Annotated in this window: 12 protein-coding genes; 11 read left to right on the forward strand and 1 reads right to left on the reverse strand. The window is 57.9% G+C overall.

The annotated features are described in order from the left end of the window. Positions 1–7 precede the first annotated feature (7 nt). The 5 genes from ABRZ26_RS00895 to ABRZ26_RS00915 all read left to right on the forward strand — a co-directional run bounded on the left by ABRZ26_RS00895 (position 8) and on the right by ABRZ26_RS00915 (position 5,791). Positions 8–1,279: an ABC transporter permease gene (locus ABRZ26_RS00895; RefSeq protein WP_319602376.1), complete on the forward strand. Its 1,272-nt coding sequence runs from the start codon at positions 8–10 to the stop codon at positions 1,277–1,279. A 127-nt stretch (positions 1,280–1,406) separates the two neighbouring features. Then, on the forward strand, positions 1,407–2,225 hold the full coding sequence (locus ABRZ26_RS00900) for an ABC transporter permease (protein WP_319602377.1): 819 nt from the start codon (positions 1,407–1,409) through the stop codon (positions 2,223–2,225). Between the two features lie 80 nt (positions 2,226–2,305). Next, complete coding sequence (locus ABRZ26_RS00905) at positions 2,306–3,355, forward strand: phosphotransferase (RefSeq protein WP_319602378.1); 1,050 nt, start codon at positions 2,306–2,308, stop codon at positions 3,353–3,355. 337 nt (positions 3,356–3,692) lie between these two features. Next, the gene (menC, locus tag ABRZ26_RS00910; RefSeq protein ID WP_319602379.1) at positions 3,693–4,805 is read left to right on the forward strand and encodes an o-succinylbenzoate synthase; all 1,113 of its coding nucleotides are present in this window, start codon (positions 3,693–3,695) and stop codon (positions 4,803–4,805) included. Positions 4,806–4,969: 164 nt separating this feature from the next. Next, complete coding sequence (locus ABRZ26_RS00915) at positions 4,970–5,791, forward strand: MetQ/NlpA family ABC transporter substrate-binding protein (RefSeq protein ID WP_319602380.1); 822 nt, start codon at positions 4,970–4,972, stop codon at positions 5,789–5,791. Between the two features lie 50 nt (positions 5,792–5,841). On the opposite strand, the gene ABRZ26_RS00920 is transcribed toward ABRZ26_RS00915, so the two are convergent. Further along, positions 5,842–7,236 (reverse strand): M20 family metallopeptidase, encoded by a 1,395-nt coding sequence (locus ABRZ26_RS00920; RefSeq protein ID WP_319602381.1) that lies wholly within the window; start codon positions 7,234–7,236, stop codon positions 5,842–5,844. A gap of 157 nt (positions 7,237–7,393) precedes the next feature. Between ABRZ26_RS00920 and ABRZ26_RS00925 the strand changes: the two genes are divergently transcribed. From ABRZ26_RS00925 to urtA, 6 genes are all read left to right on the forward strand, one after another. Then, positions 7,394–8,317: a LysR family transcriptional regulator gene (locus ABRZ26_RS00925; RefSeq protein ID WP_319602917.1), complete on the forward strand. Its 924-nt coding sequence runs from the start codon at positions 7,394–7,396 to the stop codon at positions 8,315–8,317. A gap of 66 nt (positions 8,318–8,383) precedes the next feature. Beyond that, positions 8,384–9,289 (forward strand): LysR family transcriptional regulator, encoded by a 906-nt coding sequence (locus ABRZ26_RS00930; RefSeq protein ID WP_319602382.1) that lies wholly within the window; start codon positions 8,384–8,386, stop codon positions 9,287–9,289. Positions 9,290–9,514: 225 nt separating this feature from the next. Beyond that, positions 9,515–11,317: an allophanate hydrolase gene (gene atzF, locus ABRZ26_RS00935; RefSeq protein WP_319602383.1), complete on the forward strand. Its 1,803-nt coding sequence runs from the start codon at positions 9,515–9,517 to the stop codon at positions 11,315–11,317. Then, the gene (gene uca, locus ABRZ26_RS00940; RefSeq protein ID WP_319602384.1) at positions 11,310–14,939 is read left to right on the forward strand and encodes an urea carboxylase; all 3,630 of its coding nucleotides are present in this window, start codon (positions 11,310–11,312) and stop codon (positions 14,937–14,939) included. Before atzF ends, uca begins: the two co-directional genes overlap by 8 nt. Continuing rightward, complete coding sequence (locus ABRZ26_RS00945; RefSeq protein ID WP_319602385.1) at positions 14,939–15,664, forward strand: GntR family transcriptional regulator; 726 nt, start codon at positions 14,939–14,941, stop codon at positions 15,662–15,664. The genes uca and ABRZ26_RS00945 overlap by 1 nt, the downstream gene beginning before the upstream one ends. Positions 15,665–15,674: 10 nt before the next feature. Next, positions 15,675–16,943 (forward strand): urea ABC transporter substrate-binding protein, encoded by a 1,269-nt coding sequence (gene urtA / locus ABRZ26_RS00950; RefSeq protein ID WP_319602386.1) that lies wholly within the window; start codon positions 15,675–15,677, stop codon positions 16,941–16,943. Positions 16,944–16,948: the final 5 nt, after the last annotated feature.

Genomic DNA, 16,948 nt, shown 5'->3' on the forward strand with positions numbered 1-16,948 from the left:
ACAGGCTATGACCCAGAGCGAAATGGCGGCGACCATGCCGCCAGCCGACGAAAAAGAAGGGAACGCCAAACTGAAACAGCAATTACATCAGGCGCAGGCGGTATATAAAAAACGATCCTTGCTGCTGATTGCGCCTTTGTTTCTGTTCATTATGGTCAGTTTTCTCTTCCCGATTATTTCGATTCTGGGGAAAAGCGTCGCTAATCCGGAACTGAGGGAAAATATGCCAGCCACCATCGCCGCAATGCGGCAATGGTCTGGCAACGAAGTACCGGATGAACGCGTATTTCAGGCCGTGATTGACGACTTACGCGCCGCGCGCAGCGGCGGTAAGCTTTCGCAGATTACCAAACGTTTGGGGTATGAAGGCGCCGAGTACCGCACGCTGATTACCCGCACAATACGCAGTCTGCCTGCCGAGGGCAGCGGCGACGTGCGCGGCAAACTGATCGGCGATCAGCCGCTGTGGGGCGAATTATCGACCTGGCAGACGCTGGATCGCGCATCCCGACCCTTTACCAGTTATTACCTGCTTGCGGTTTTTGATCACAAGGTGGATGCCAAAACCCAGGAGATCGTGCGCCAGTCGCCCGATCAATCTCTGTATGTCGATGTGTTATTGCGTACATTGCTCATGGCCGGCGTCGTCACGCTGCTGTGCGTCGGTCTGGGCTATCCGCTGGCGTATTGGCTGGCGAAACAGCCGTCCAACCGGGCCAACCTGTTGCTGATTCTGGTGCTGTTGCCTTTCTGGACGTCATTGATTGTGCGCACCGCCAGCTGGATTGTGTTGTTGCAGTCCGGCGGGTTGATTAACCGCGCACTGATGAATATCGGCCTCATCGATCAACCGCTGGTGCTGGTATTCAACCGCATCGGGGTTTATATCTCGATGACGCATATCCTGTTGCCGTTTTTTATCCTGCCGCTGTATGCCGTGATGAAGGGGATTTCGCCAAACTACGTTCGCGCGGCCGTTTCACTGGGCGCGCATCCGTTTATCGCCTTCTGGCGCGTCTATGTGCCGCAAACCTATGCCGGGGTAACGGCGGGAGCGCTGTTGGTATTCATGATGGCGATTGGCTACTACATCACGCCGGCGCTGTTGGGCGGGCCAAGCGATCAAATGCTGAGTTACTTTGTCGCCTTCTTTACCAATACCACCATGAATTGGGGAATGGCCGCCGCATTGGGAACGCAGTTGCTGATCATCGTCACGCTGCTGTATGTGGTTTATATCCGCGTGACAAAAACCAATGCCGAAGTTGCGGCGCGTTAATATCCGCGCCGCGTAATAACGCTTTTTGATGCGATTGATATATCTGATGGCGTTCAAGGGCGGTAAGCCTTGCCGTTTCGCTGCCGCGACTTGATTGATAACGGGTATAGATAAAGGGAAAACGAATATGAGACAGCAGGGTGAGACAGTTATCCGCTTGTGGAATACGTTCTTTAATTTTTACGGCGCGGCCATGCTCCTGTTTCTGATTGTGCCGGTGCTGGTCATTGTGCCGCTTTCATTTAACGCCGGGTCATTCCTGAGCTATCCGCTGAGCGGCTTTTCACTGCGCTGGTACTATGAATTCTTCAACTCAAGCGAATGGCTGGGCGCATTAGGCAACAGTTTGCTGATAGCGCCGCTGTCGACGCTGCTGGCGACCGTTCTTGGGGTATTGGCGTCAGTCGGGCTGGTGCGCGGCGAGTTCAGGGGGAAATCCCTGGTGATGGCGGTGCTGATATCGCCAATGATCGCGCCGGTGGTTATCGTCGCCGTCGGCATGTTTTTCTTTTTCGCCAAACTCTCTTTGCTGAACAGTTATATCGGCCTGGTGCTGGCGCATGCCATGCTGGGCGTGCCGTTCGTCGTCATCACCGTGACCGCCGTGCTGAAAAACTATGATCAAAACCTGACGCGAGCGGCGGCCAGCCTGGGCGCGCCGCCGTTACTGGCTTTCCGTAAGGTGACCTTTCCGCTGATTGCGCCAGGCGTGTTTTCCGGCGCGCTATTTGCGTTCGCCACCTCGTTTGATGAGGTGATCGTCACGTTGTTCCTCGCCAGCCCGCGCCAGCGTACGCTGCCGTTGCAGATGTTTGCCGGTATCCGGGAAAACCTTGACCCGACGATCGCCGCTGCGGCGTCCATGATGGTCGGCGCGGCGTTGATCTTGCTGATTGTGATGGAAATCTTACGTCGCAGATCGGAACGACTGCGCGGCGGCCACTAAATCCGACCCGTATCAGGGCGCGCGGATCCGCGTTAATGGCGGTCGGCATGCCGACACGGAGTCGAATGGAGTCTTTATCTATGAGCCGGCAAAAAACAGCGATTGCTGATGATTTGATGACGCAGCCGGTACCGCAGATGTCTTGCCGGCAGGCGGCGGAGATTGTCTGGCGGTTGTACGGCCTGCGCGGCCATATCGAACTGTTGCAGGGCGAGCGCGATCTGAACTTCCGCCTGACGGTAACGCCCGAACGCCGCTACATGCTGAAGGTCATTAATGCGGCGGAACCTGCCGGGGTCAGCCACTTCCAGACAAACATCTTGTTGCATATCGCCCAATATGCGCCGGATCTGCGGGTTCCGCGCATCGTCATTACGCAGCACCAACTGGCCGAACCGCAGGTTGAAGCCAATGGCGTGTCTCTGCGGGTGCGGTTGGTCAGCTATCTGGATGGCATGCCGCAACATGCGGCGTCGCCGTCGGTTGAACTGATGCGCGAGTTGGGGAAAAATCTGGCGCGACTGGATCTGGCGTTACAGGGGTTTTCGCATCCCGCCGCGCATCGTCCGCTGCTGTGGGATATCAGCCGGGCAGAGCAGGTACGGCCTTATCTGGCCTTTGTCGACGATCGGCGGCAGCATCAACACATCACGCGTATTTTTGATCGTTACGACGAGTTTGTGGCGCCGCGGTTAAAAATGCTGCGTCAGCAAACCATTCATAACGATCTCAATCCGCACAACGTATTGGTGACCCGGAATAATCCGCAACAGGTGGCGGGAATCATTGATTTTGGCGATGCTCTGCATGCGCCGCTGATTGCCGAACTGGCTACCGCGCTGGCTTACCAGATCGGCGACGGCGACGATCCGTTGGAATACGTGCTGCCGTTTCTCGCCGCCTATCATCAGCAGTTGCCGCTGTCGGCGGAAGAAATCGCCTTGCTGCCCGATCTGATCGCGACGCGTATGGCATTGGGTATCGCCATCCCGCAGTGGCGTTCGTCGTTATACCCTGAAAACCGCGCTTATCTGCTGCGCAACCAGTCGAGATGCTGGGGCGGTCTGAGCCGGCTGGCTAATTATTCCTATGAACAATGTTATGCCCGCTTGCAGCAGGCGGCATCATGATCTAACCAGGCGGCAAACTCCTCGTCGCTTGCCGTCAACGCCGACACCTAATCCGGCTGCCCGACCGTTATCACGGCCATTGCCGCGAGCGCAAAAATCACCTCATCATTTCTAAAAAATAGAAAGCTCACTTGCTTTTTTTATCATTGACGCAAAGCTCGTTTCTCTCTACCTTTTAGAGAGCGATTATTTTATTATTAATTGATTTATAAACATATTTAGTCTTTTGTTGCCACAACGGCATCTTAAGGCAACGCAATGCGCAATGTTTTTAACTCCATTAGCTGTGTTATGAATAGGGATCTTGCCACATTCAAGGCGTTATCAGGACTATGTCATGAGAATCGATAAAATTGTTTTGCGCAAGATGAAAATGGCGTTGAAGACGCCATTTACCACCAGCTTTGCCACACAAACCGAAAAACATTTCTCCATTGCTGAAATTCACGCCGCAGGGCAGGTCGGTTACGGCGATTGTTCCGCCATTGCCTTACCGTTTTATAATGAAGAAACCAATATCACCGCCTGGCATATTATGCGGGATTTTCTTATTCCGATGCTTAAACAGGCCGGCGATATTCAGCATCCTTCACAGGTAAGAGAAATTTTTTCCCCGGTAAAGCGAAATAACTGCGCCAAGGCGGCGATTGAAGGCGGAATATGGGATCTCTACGCCAGGATTAAGGGTATTCCGCTGCACCAGGCCATCGGCGGCACAAGAAATAAAATAGAAACCGGCGTCAGCATCGGTATTCAGGAAACGCCGGATAAGTTAGTGAATGTCGTCGACGGTTTTCTACGCGAAGGCTATAAGCGGATAAAGATAAAAATAAAGCCCGGTCAGGATTATGACTATATTCTGGCGCTGCGGCAGGCTTTTGGCGATATTACGCTGATGGCGGACGCCAATTCGGCTTATACGCTGAATGATATCGACTTATTTAAACGTCTGGATAAATTCAATCTTATTATGATTGAACAACCGCTGGCGCATGACGATATCGTCGATCATCGCAAACTTCAGGCAGCCATCACGACGCCAATTTGTCTGGATGAAAGTATCGCGTCGGTTGAAGATGCGCGCAAAGCGATTGAGCTGGGCAGCGCGAAAATTATCAATATCAAGATCGCCCGCGTCGGCGGCATTACCGAAACCATTCTGATTCATGATTATTGTCAGGCGCACGGTATCCCGGTGTGGTGCGGCGGTATGCTGGATACGGCGGTGGGCAAAGCGCACAATATCGCCGTGGCCACCTTACCCAATTTTATCTACGCGCACGATATTCCGCCATCCTCCCGCTATTGGCATCAGGACTTTATGCTGCCGTTGGTGGAAATAGACCCGGACAGCTGCGTGGCGGTGCCGGATAAACCGGGGATCGGATTCGAGATTAATCCGCCGCTGTATGAAAAATACAGTTACGGACAGGAAACCTTTTTATTTTGATGACGGCGAATTATCCCGACACCAGGGGAAAATAACGCTTAAAATGGACGGATGCGCAATGGCGTTTTTTCTTGCCGGCAATTAATTCAGGCAGAGCGCCGCTTAGCGCGGAAATTCAATATAACGATAAAACACGACTCAAACAGGACGAAGGGTAACCCATCATGATATTAAGAAAAGTTATTCCATTGCTGCTGGCGCTGGGCATATCCCAAACGCTGGCGGCTGAACAACCGAAAGAGATTACCATTGGCGTTTCGCCCGGCCCTTACGGCGATATGGTTACCAAGGCGATTAAACCGCAACTGACGGAAAAAGGGTATGAGGTCAAGGTGCGCGAGTTCAGCGACTATATTCAGCCTAACCTGGCGTTGGCGAATAAAAGCATTGACGCCAACCTGTTTCAAAACCGTCGTTATCTGGACCGTTTCAGCGCGGATAAGGGGCTGAAACTGGCGGAAGTGATTACCGTACCGACCGCCAGCATGGGTTTTTACTCCAATAAAGTCCGCTCGCTGAACGAACTGAAAGCCGGGGATGTGGTGACGCTGCCTAACGATCCCTCCAATCTGGCCCGTTCGCTGGATTTTCTGCAAAAATATGGCCTGATTAAAATCAACCCGGCCATTACCCCGACCAAGGCGTCACTGCGGGATATCATCGACAATCCTAAAGGATTGGTCTTCAAACCGCTGGAAGCCGCGCAACTGCCACGCGCGCTGGGGGGCGTTACCGGTTCATTGATCAACGCCAACTTCGCCATTTCCGCCGGCCTGAATCTGTCGGATGCCATCCAGCTGGATGTCTTGCCCGAAGACCTGAAAAATATGATTGTGGTGCGCGCGGAAGACGCCGATAAGCCTTTTGCCCATGACCTGAAAGCCGCCGTGCAATCACCGCAGTTCGCCGCGTTCTTTGACGATAAAGACTCCATGTTTCATGCCTTTCAGAAACCTGAATGGATGAAAGCCGCGCAGGCGAAATAAGCCGTTAGCCCAGGCGAGGCCGGATGGATGGCCTCGTCACGCCGTACCCTTTATTTTCCCGCCGAGGCCCAGCCTGGTTCCCCCAACTCCCACAACAGCCCGGTCATGATGGCCAACCCTTCGCGCGCCACCGATTTCAGCAGATGTTCATTCACCGCATGTTGTCCGCAAGCCGGATAAGAATGCGGGATCCATAAGGTGGGCAGGCCGAGGATATCGGCAAAAACGTCATTGGGCAGCGAGCCGCCCAGATTAGGCAGCAGCGCCGGCGGCTTGCCGCTGATCTGCCGCATCACCGCCAATGTGCGGTTTACCAGCGGATCGTCCGGATCGAAGCGGGTGGCCGGCGAAGCGCTGAGCATCTCAATGTCCACATTGGCGCAGCCATGCTTATCCAGATGCGCCCGCAGATGCTCGGTCAGCCGCCGCCAGTCGGTGCCTACCACAAAACGTAGCTGGCATAGGGCCGTCGCGTCGGCCGGGATCGCATTAACCGGTTTATCAGGATTGCCGGCGATAAACGAGAGCACTTCCAGCGTATTCCAGCCAAACAGGCGCTCGGCGGGGGTGAGTCCTTCGGCGCCCCAATCGCGATCAATCTCAGGGTCGCCCGAGCTGCCGCCCGGCGCGACCGAGCTGAGAATGCGTCGCATCGATGGCGTCAGCGGCGGCGGCAACAGCGTTTCGATGCGCATTCGCCCCCGGCCGTCCACCAGACTGCTGATGGCGTTCGCCAGTTGGGTGGCGGGATTGCTTAACAGCCCGCCCCAGTTGCCGGAGTGATAAGCCTGATTACGCGCACGAATGCTGAGTCTGAAATTGATGCAGCCGCGCGAGCCGAGAAATAAGGTCGGGCGGTCGGCATTAAGCCGGGGGCCGTCGGAGGCGATAAAGATATCCGCGGCGAGTTGCGGTTTATAACGCCGACAGATAGCGGCCAGGCCCGGCGAACCAATCTCTTCGCCCATTTCAAACAACAGCTTGCAGTTGAATCCCAACTGGCTGCCGCGCGCCTGATAAATCTGCTCAAGCGCCATCAGGTTAATGGTGTGCTGACCTTTATTGTCGGCGCTGCCGCGGCCGTACCAGCGGTCGCCTTCTTCCGCCAACGTCCAGGGGTGCAGCCCCTGACGCCAGTTTTCGCCATCGCCGAACACCACGTCGCCGTGACCGTATGACAACAGCGTGGGCAGATCGGGGTGTTCGATGCGTTCGGCCATCAGGAACGGAATCGGCGGATCGAGCGGGTGTTCGACCAGGGTGACGGTAAACCCCATCGCCTCAAGGGACGGGCGGATCTCATCGTCCAGATAAGCGCGCAGTATGGCGCGACTATGCGGATCCTGACTTTCACTGGCGCAGGCGACGCGGCGGGCCAGAATATGTTTAAACTCGCCGCGATCGAAACGATCGCAGGCTTGTTGGATAATGTCAGCGCGGGTCATGGCTTCCTTGACGGATAACAGCGGAACTGGCGGGTAATAAAGGGATAAGCTAGTTAAAGGAAAAAAGACCTTTGCAACAATAATAAAATTTGCAACCAAGCTTTGCTTTTAATATAAACCTCATACCTTTTCCGGCAGAGAGCGACTTATCACGATGCTGCACAGTTCTGAAATCCGTTATTTTCTGGTGGTGGCGACGACCGGTTCGCTCAGCGCGGCCAGCGAACATCTTTTTGTGGCGGTATCGGCAATCAGCCGGCAAATCCAGCGGCTGGAAGAGCGGCTCGGCGTGCCGCTGTTCGAGCGCCATGCCCGCGGCATGGTGCTGAATGACGCCGGCCGAATTCTGGAAAACCATGTGCGTAAAAGCATGATGGATATGGATTTGGCGGTGGCGGAAATTCAGGGGCTGAAAGGCAGCCGCCGCACGCTGCTGAGGATTGGCTGTACCGAAGGCATGGCGTTTGACTCGTTGCCGACGTTGTTTTCCCGCTTTCGCCGACACGACGCCGATATGACCTTTCATCTCAGCGTAGGGTCGGCAATGCAGGTATCCCAGATGATCCGCAACGGCGAGGTGGACATCGCCCTGCAATTCTCGCTGGCGCCGGAGCAGGGGGTTAACGTCGAGCTATCGCTGCCGGCCCCGCTGATGCTGCTGATGTCGGCGCAACACCCGCTGGCGGAGAAAGCGGTTCAACTGGCGGATTTGGAGGGCTTTCCGCTGGCGCTGCCGGATTCGTCCACCACGCTGCGGCAGTTGTTCGATCTTTCGTGTCGCATGAGCGGAACCTTTCTGGAGCCTGCGCTGTGTTGTAATAATTTCACCACCCTCTATCACTATGCGCTGCAAACGCCGCTGGCCGTCACCGCCTGTAGTTTCTACTCGGTGATGTATAAATATTTACAGGATCCCATCCGGCTGAAATTGTTAAATATCAAACAGCTCGATCAGCGCTCGTTACAGATACAAACCCTGGCGGGAAAGCACCATCCTGCGCCGATGCAGACGTTTCTGGATTTTATGATAAGCGAAATGCAGCAGGGCGAAGCCCATTACCTGAATACGCCGGAGCGCTAGTCAGTCAGGAGAATGCAGGGTAGATTTCTCTTATCGCGGACATATTTGTCCGCAATGGGAGAAAGAATGGATAGCCTGAGTAGTTTAACCGTGTTTGTACAGGTGGCCGAAGCGCGTAGCTTCGTGGTCGCCGGTCGTTCGTTAGGCATTTCGGCGTCGGCGGTGGGAAAGAGTATCGCGCGTTTAGAGGCCCGGCTGGGCGTACGCCTATTTCACCGCAGTACCCGCAGCATGACCCTGACCGCCGAAGGATCGCTTTTCCTTGAGCGTAGCCGGCGCATTCTGTCAGAAATTGAGATTGCGGAGCAGGAGCTGTCGCAGGTCGCGGCGGTTCCCAGCGGAAAATTGCGCGTCAGCCTGCCCGTGGTGAGTTCGCTGCTATTGCCGGTGTTGGGCGACTTCATGCGGCAATATCCTGAAATTGAACTGGATCTGGACTTCAGCGATCGTCAGGTCGATGTGGTCGAAGAGGGATTTGAAGCGGTGGTGCGCACCGGAAACTTAACCGATTCCCGCCTGCTGTCTCGTAAGCTGGGTGATTTTAAGATGCTGCTGGCCGCTTCGCCGGATTACCTCGCTCGGGTCGGCATGCCGCAGCTACCCGCCGATCTGGCGCGACATACCTGCCTGCATTACCGTTTTCCCAACAGCGGCAAGCTGGAAACCTGGCCGCTGGCCGATGAAAACGAACTGCAAATCCCCATCTCGATGGTGTGCAATAATATTGAAACCCGCGTGTGTTTCGCGTTGCAGGGACTGGGCATCGCCTGTCTGCCCGACTTTTCCGTACAGAAAGCGCTGGCTGACGGCCAACTGCGCACCGTGCTGGACGACCATGTCGAACGCTCGGTCAGTCTGCATGTCGTCTGGCCCTCCGGCCGCTACATGACGCCCAAACTGCGCGTCTTTATCGATTTTCTCTGCGCAAACGTCTTTATTCCACGCCAATCAGTCTGCGCAGGCGCCGACTAAATGCCTCCCGTCGCCGTTCCCCTCTCACCGCCAACCGGCCGTTCGCGCGCGCCGGTTGGCGGAACCAGCGCGCTCCACGATGGCGCAACGTTGCTCGTTCGTCGTGCAAATTACCGTGCAATCGGCTGAGAAAATAAAAATAACATAATTAAATCAAATTGTTAAAAACTGGCATGATTTTAGCTTACTTGAATTCAATCTTGTATACTAGATGGGATTCAAACTATGTCACCAACGACAGGGCTTACTCTTCAGGCGTGGAGACAGTACCATCAGCAGCACGCCGAGGCGGTCGGCGAAACGCTGGAAAATCTGCTCGCGAGCCTTTCCACCACGGATCCGGCCTGGATCTATCTGATCACCCCGCAGCAATTACACGACCAGATTGCGCCGTTACTGGCTATTTACGCGGAAAATCCGGCTTCATTGCCGCTCTTCGGCGTGCCTTTCGCGGTCAAAGACAATATCGACGTGGCCGGCTGCCCGACCAGCGCCGCTTGCCCGGATTTCACCTACGTCGCGCAACAGGATGCGACCGTCGTCGCCAGACTCAAAGCGGCAGGGGCGGTGGCGATCGGCAAAACCAACCTTGATCAATTCGCCACCGGCTTAGTCGGCACCCGCTCGCCGTTTGGCGCCGTCGCCAATACCTTTAACGCGCAATACGTCAGCGGCGGTTCCAGCTCCGGCTCGGCGTCGGTGCTGGCTCGCGGCCTGGTCGGTTTTTCGCTGGGAACCGATACGGCCGGTTCCGGTCGCGTTCCCGCCGCGTTCAATAACATTGTCGGCCTGAAACCGACCAAAGGCTGGCTATCCGCCGCCGGCGTGGTGCCGGCCTGTCGTTTGAACGACACGATTTCCATTTTCGCCTTAACCGTCGAGGATGCTTTTCAGGTTGCCGACATCGCCGGAGGATACGACGCCAGCGACGCTTACTCGCGGGTTAACCCGGCGTTGGCGCCGGCCGCGTTGTCCGCCGCGCCGCGTTTCGCCGTCCCTGCCACGCCGATCTTCTTTGACGACTATCTGGCGCAGCGCGCATGGGAAAGCGCCTGCGACAGGCTGAAAAGCATGGGGGCGACGCTGCATCCCATTGACTTCGCGCCATTCGAGCGGCTTGCCGAGCAACTTTATCAAGGCCCCTGGGTGGCGGAGCGCACCGCCTCGGTCGGCGACATGCTGCAACAGCCGCAGAAGATGGATCCGGTGGTCTACAGCATCATCGCCAGCGGCGAACGCTTCAGCGCGGTCGACGCGTTTAAGGCCGAATACCTGCGGGCGGAATTAACCCGCCGCATTCAGCAAACGCTGCAACCGTTCGACGCGCTGGTCGTGCCGACCACGCCGACCATCCATACCCTCGCCGAGATAGCCCAGGAGCCAATTCGCTACAACTCGCAGTTTGGCGTTTACACCAATTTCACCAACCTTGCGGATCTGGCGGCGCTGGCGCTGCCCGGCCCCTTCCGGGCGGATGATTTACCGGCCGGCATTACGCTGATCGCGCCCGCCTGGCACGACCGCGCGCTGGCGGCGTTCGGTCAGCAGTGGCAAGCCGGCCAGACTCTCGGTCTCGGGGCGTTAGACCACGCACAACCGGCGAACCCTCAACCGTTGCCGCCGTCGCCGCACCATGTTCGCGTGGCGGTGGTCGGCGCCCATCTGAGCGGAATGCCGCTTAATCATCAGTTAACCAACCGGGATGCGGTTTTGGTCGAAGAGACGCAAACCGCCGCTTGTTACCGACTGTACGCGCTGGCTGATACGCAGCCGGCGAAGCCCGGTCTGGCGAAAGCGGCGCAGGGCGGGGCGATCGCCGTCGAGCTGTGGGATATCCCGCTGGCGCGCTTCGGCGAGTTCGTCGCGGAAATTCCGGCGCCGCTGGGGATCGGCACGTTAACGCTGGCCGATGGTCGTCAGGTGAAAGGCTTTATTTGCGAACCGGCGGCGCTGAGCGATGCCGTGGATATTACCGGGTTCGGCGGCTGGCGCAATTGGCTGGCTCATCAGGAGACGTCTCATGTTTAACACCGTATTAATCGCCAACCGTGGCGAAATCGCCTGTCGGGCCATTCGTACCCTGAAACGTCTGGGCGTAACCAGCGTCGCGGTTTATTCCGACGCGGATAAAAACGCGCAGCATGTCAAAGATGCCGATATCGCCATCCCGCTTGGCGGCGAGAAGGCCGCCGACAGCTACCTGCGCATTGACAAAATTCTCGCGGCCGCGCAACAGACCGGCGCGCAGGCCATCTGGCCGGGATACGGTTTTCTGTCGGAAAGTCTGCCTTTTGCCGCCGCCTGCGAAGAAGCGGGGATCGTGTTCGTCGGCCCCACCGCGCAACAGATCGGCGAGTTCGGGCTGAAGCACCGGGCTCGCGAACTCGCCGCGGCGGCCGGCGTCCCCATGACGCCGGGTACCCCGTTGCTCGCATCTTTGGATGAGGCGCTGGCCGCGGCGGAAAATATCGGCTATCCGGTGATGCTGAAAAGCACCGCCGGCGGGGGCGGCATCGGACTGACCCGCTGCGCCGACGCCGAGGCGCTACGCGCCGCCTGGGAAAGCGTTCGCCGTCTGGGTGAGCAATTTTTCAGCGACGCCGGAGTTTTTCTCGAACGTTGCATCGATCGCGCCCGCCACGTGGAGGTGCAAATCTTCGGCGATGGCAAAGGAAAGGTGGTCGCGCTGGGAGAACGGGACTGCTCGCTGCAACGCCGCAATCAGAAAGTGGTTGAGGAAACGCCGGCGCCGAATATCCCCGCCCGCACGCGGGCGGCGTTACTGGCATCCGCCGTCAAGCTGGGCGAACTGGTCAACTATCGCAGCGCCGGCACGGTGGAATATATCTACGACGCGCAGCACGACGCGTTCTTTTTTCTCGAAGTGAACACCCGCCTACAGGTTGAACATCCGGTGACCGAGTGCGTCACCGGTCACGATCTGGTGGCCTGCATGCTGCAAGTCGCGGCCGGCGATCCGCTCGACTGGCGACGACTGGCTCAGGCGCCGCGCGGCGCGTCGATAGAAGTGCGTCTTTATGCGGAAGATCCGCTGAAAAACTTTCAACCCAGTCCGGGCGTGCTGACCGACGTCCATTTCCCCGACGACGTGCGGGTCGATGGTTGGGTCAGCACCGGTACCGAGGTCTCCGCCTACTACGATCCGATGATCGCCAAGCTGATCGTTCATGGGGAAAACCGCGAGCAAGCGTTGGCGAAAATGCAACAGGCGCTGAGCGCCACGCGACTGCACGGCATCGCCACCAATCTTGATTACCTGCGTCAGATTGTCGCCGCCGAGGCTTTCCGCAGCGGCAATATCTGGACGCGCCTGCTCGACGGTTTTACGCCCGCGACGCCGATTATCGAAGTGATTCAGCCGGGAACCTGGAGCAGCGTGCAGGATTATCCCGGACGTCTCGGCTATTGGGATATCGGGGTGCCGCCCTCCGGCCCGATGGATGATTTCGCTTTCCGCCTGGCGAATCGCATTGTGGGCAACGACGCCGGCGCCGCCGGTCTGGAGTTTACCTTGCAAGGCCCGACGCTGCGATTTCACAGCGATGCGGTGATCGCCTTGACCGGCGCGGATTGTCCGGCCGAACTGGATGGCGCCGCCGTGGCCTACTGGCGGCCGATTGCGGTCAAAGCCGGGCAAACGCTGACGCTGGGGCGAGCGCAGTCCGGCTGCCGGACTTATCTGGCGGTGCGCAACGGCATTGATGTGCCGCAATATCTCGGCAGTCGTTCGACCTTTGCGCTGGGGCAGTTCGGCGGCCACGCCGGCAGAACGCTGCGCGTCGCGGATATGCTGGCCATCTCGCAGCCGGCACTGTCGGCCTGCGCCACGCCCGCGCCGGTCAGCGCGCCGCAGGCCATCGATGCGGCGTTGATACCGACATACGGCAATGAATGGCGCATCGGCGTCCTTTACGGGCCGCACGGCGCGCCGGACTTTTTCACCCCGGAAACGATCGACGAATTTTTCGCCAGCGAATGGCAGGTTCATTACAACTCCAACCGCCTGGGCGTGCGGCTGGTCGGGCCGAAACCAAGCTGGGCGCGCGCCGACGGCGGCGAAGCGGGGCTGCATCCGTCCAATGTGCATGACTGTGAATACGCGGTCGGCGCGGTGAACTTTACCGGCGATTTCCCGGTGATCCTGACGCGCGACGGGCCGAGTCTGGGCGGTTTTGTTTGCCCGGTCACCATCGCCAAAGCCGAACTGTGGAAAGTCGGGCAGGTGAAGCCGGGGGATCGCATTCGTTTCCATCCGATCGGTTTTGATGAAGCGCTGGCGCTTGAGACCGCGCAGGCCGACAGCATTAAAACCTTAACCACCGCGCCGTCGCCGGTGTTTGACGCGCCCTCGCTGCAAGCGACTGCGCAGGGCTCGGCCGCCGTGCTGGCGGCCATCAAGGCGACGGACGCCGCGCCGACCGCGGTTTACCGTCAGGCCGGCGACAACTATGTGCTGATCGAGTACGGCGACAACGTGTTGGATCTGGCGCTGCGGCTGCGCGTTCACCTGTTGATGAACGCCCTGCGCGAAGCGAACGCGCCGGGCATTGAAGAACTCTCTCCCGGCGTGCGTTCGCTGCAAATCCGCTATGACAGCCGGATACTCAGCCAGCAACGATTAATGGCGCTGCTGCTGGAGCTGGAGCAAGGTCTGGGCGACGTTAGCCGGATGAAAGTGCCGTCGCGCATCGTCCACCTGCCGATGGCCTTTGAAGACAGCGCCACGCTCGGCGCGGTGGCGCGTTATCAAGAAACCGTGCGGGCAAACGCCCCCTGGCTGCCGAATAACGTCGACTTTATTCAACGCATCAATGGATTAGCCGACCGCGAGGCGGTGCGCGACATCATTTTCGACGCCAGCTATCTGATCCTCGGGCTGGGGGATGTGTATCTTGGCGCCCCCTGCGCGGTGCCGGTCGACCCGCGCCATCGTCTGTTGAGTTCCAAATACAACCCCGCGCGCACCTTTACGGCCGAAGGTACCGTGGGGATCGGCGGCATGTACATGTGCATCTATGGCATGGACTCGCCGGGCGGCTATCAACTGGTGGGGCGCACGCTGCCTATCTGGAACAAATTTCTGAAAAACGATCGCTTCTCGGCGGGCGAGCCCTGGCTGCTGCGCTTTTTCGATCAGGTGCGTTTTTACCCGGTCAGCGAAACCGAACTGGACGCGCTGCGCGAGGATTTCCGCGAAGGCCGCGCCGACATCGTGATTGAAGAAAGCGAATTCGATTTCGCCGCGCACAACCGTTTTCTGCAACAGCACGCGACGGATATCGCCGAATTTCGTCAGTGTCAGGCGGCGGCGTTCGAAACCGAAGTGGCGCTGTGGCAACAGGCAGAGGACGCGGAAGCGCCGCCTGATGACGCGCCGTTAATGGCGGCGGAAGACGATGACGACGCGCAACAGATTAGCGCCGATATGAACGGCAACGTCTGGAAAGTGCTGGTGAAACCCGGCGATACGGTCGATATCGGCCAGCCGCTGATTATCGTCGAGGCCATGAAGATGGAATTGACGATCCACGCGACGCAATCCGGGCGGATTAAACGCATCGCCTGCCAGCCGGGACGTCCGGTGAGCCCCGGCGATCCTCTATTGTGGCTGGAACAGGAGGCAAGCTGATGAAAACCGATACGCGCAAAGGCGGCAAGGGGCGGCCCGAAGCCCTGGCGGAACGCGTCTATCAGACGCTGAAAAACGACATTTTCGACTTTCGTCTGATGCCGGGCGATCGCTTCAGCGAAAGTGAAATCGCCGAACGCATGGAAGTCAGCCGTACGCCGGTGCGCCAGGCGCTGTTCTGGCTGGAGCGTGAAGGGTATGTCGAAGTTTACTTCCGCAGCGGCTGGCAGGTCAGACCCTTCGATTTCGAATATTTCGAGGAACTGTATGATTTTCGTATTGTGCTGGAGCGCGAAGCCGTACGTCGCCTGTGCGGCATGCCGCCGGGACGCTGCGCCGAATTGCTGGCCGATCTGAAACGGTTCTGGATTGATGACCCGCGGCTGGATGACGGCCAGACCGTTTCCCGCCATGACGAAGATTTCCATATGCGCATGGTGGCGGCGGCCGGCAATCGTGAAATGCAACGGGTTCACGCCGAACTGACCGAAAAAATCCGCATTATCCGCCGTCTCGATTTCACCCGCGAGGATCGCGTTGACGCCACCTACAGCGAGCACGCCCGTATTTTGCTGGCGATATTGCAGCAACACACCGAGGAAGCTCAGCGCATTCTGACCGCCCATATCTCAGAGAGTAAGGCTGAGGTGCGGAAAATCACCCTGCATATGTTGCAGCAGGCAAGACCACTGGCTGTTTCACATCAATCTTCCAACACTTTTTAAGGGCCAAAAGATGAAAAGACGTTCATTGATCAAAGTATTCGCGCTCTCCGCCACGGTCGCCGGTATGGGGCTCGCCTGGGGCGCGCAGGCGGCGGATACCATCAAAATCGGCATCATGCATTCGCTCTCCGGTACGATGGCGATCTCTGAAACGCCGCTGAAAGACGTAGCGCTGATGACGATTGACGAGATCAACGCCAAAGGCGGCGTGCTGGGTAAAAAGCTCGAACCGGTGGTGGTCGATCCGGCCTCCAACTGGCCGCTGTTCGCGGAAAAAGCTCGGCAACTGCTCACGCAGGATAAGGTCGCCGTGGTGTTTGGCTGCTGGACCTCGGTATCGCGTAAATCCGTCCTGCCGGTCTTTGAAGAATTAAACGGCCTGCTGTTTTACCCGGTGCAGTATGAAGGCGAAGAGATGTCGCCGAACGTGTTCTATACGGGCGCGGCGCCTAACCAACAGGCGATCCCCGCGGTGGAATACCTGATGAGCGAAGACGGCGGCGCGACAAAACGCTTCTTCCTGTTGGGAACCGACTACGTCTACCCGCGCACCACCAACAAGATCCTGCGCGCCTTCCTGCATGCGAAAGGCGTTCAGGACAAAGATATCGTGGAGGTGTATACGCCGTTCGGCCACAGCGATTATCAGACCATCGTGTCCGATATCAAGAAATTCTCGACCGGTGGTAAAACCGCCGTGGTTTCGACCATCAACGGCGATTCCAACGTACCCTTCTATAAAGAGCTGGCCAATCAGGGCATCAAGGCGACCGACGTTCCCGTGGTGGCCTTCTCGGTCGGGGAAGAAGAGCTGCGCGGGATCGACGCCAAACCCCTGGTCGGGCATCTGGCGGCGTGGAACTACTTCCAGTCGGTCGATAATCCGACCAACGCCAAATTCGTCGACAGCTATCGCGCCTACGCCAAAGCCCGCAATCTGCCGAATGCCGATACCGTGGTGACCAACGACCCGATGGAAGCGACCTATGTCGGGCTGCATATGTGGGCGCAGGCGGTGGAAAAGGCCGGTTCGACCGACGTGGATAAAGTTCGCGCGGCGATGGCCGGACAAACGTTCGCCGCGCCCGACGGCTATACGCTGACCATGGATCAGACCAATCATCACCTGCACAAACCGGTAATGATCGGCGAGATCGAAGGCAACGGTCAGTTCAACGTGGTGTGGGAGACGGAACAGCCGGTTCGCGCTCAGCCGTGGAGCCCTTACATCGCGGGTAACGATAAGAAACCCGATCACCCGGTGAAATCAGCGCAATAGCGGCA

Origin of the sequence: Brenneria sp. L4-2C, from assembly GCF_040240335.1 — a bacterium.
Classification (GTDB): Bacteria; Pseudomonadota; Gammaproteobacteria; order Enterobacterales; family Enterobacteriaceae; genus Brenneria.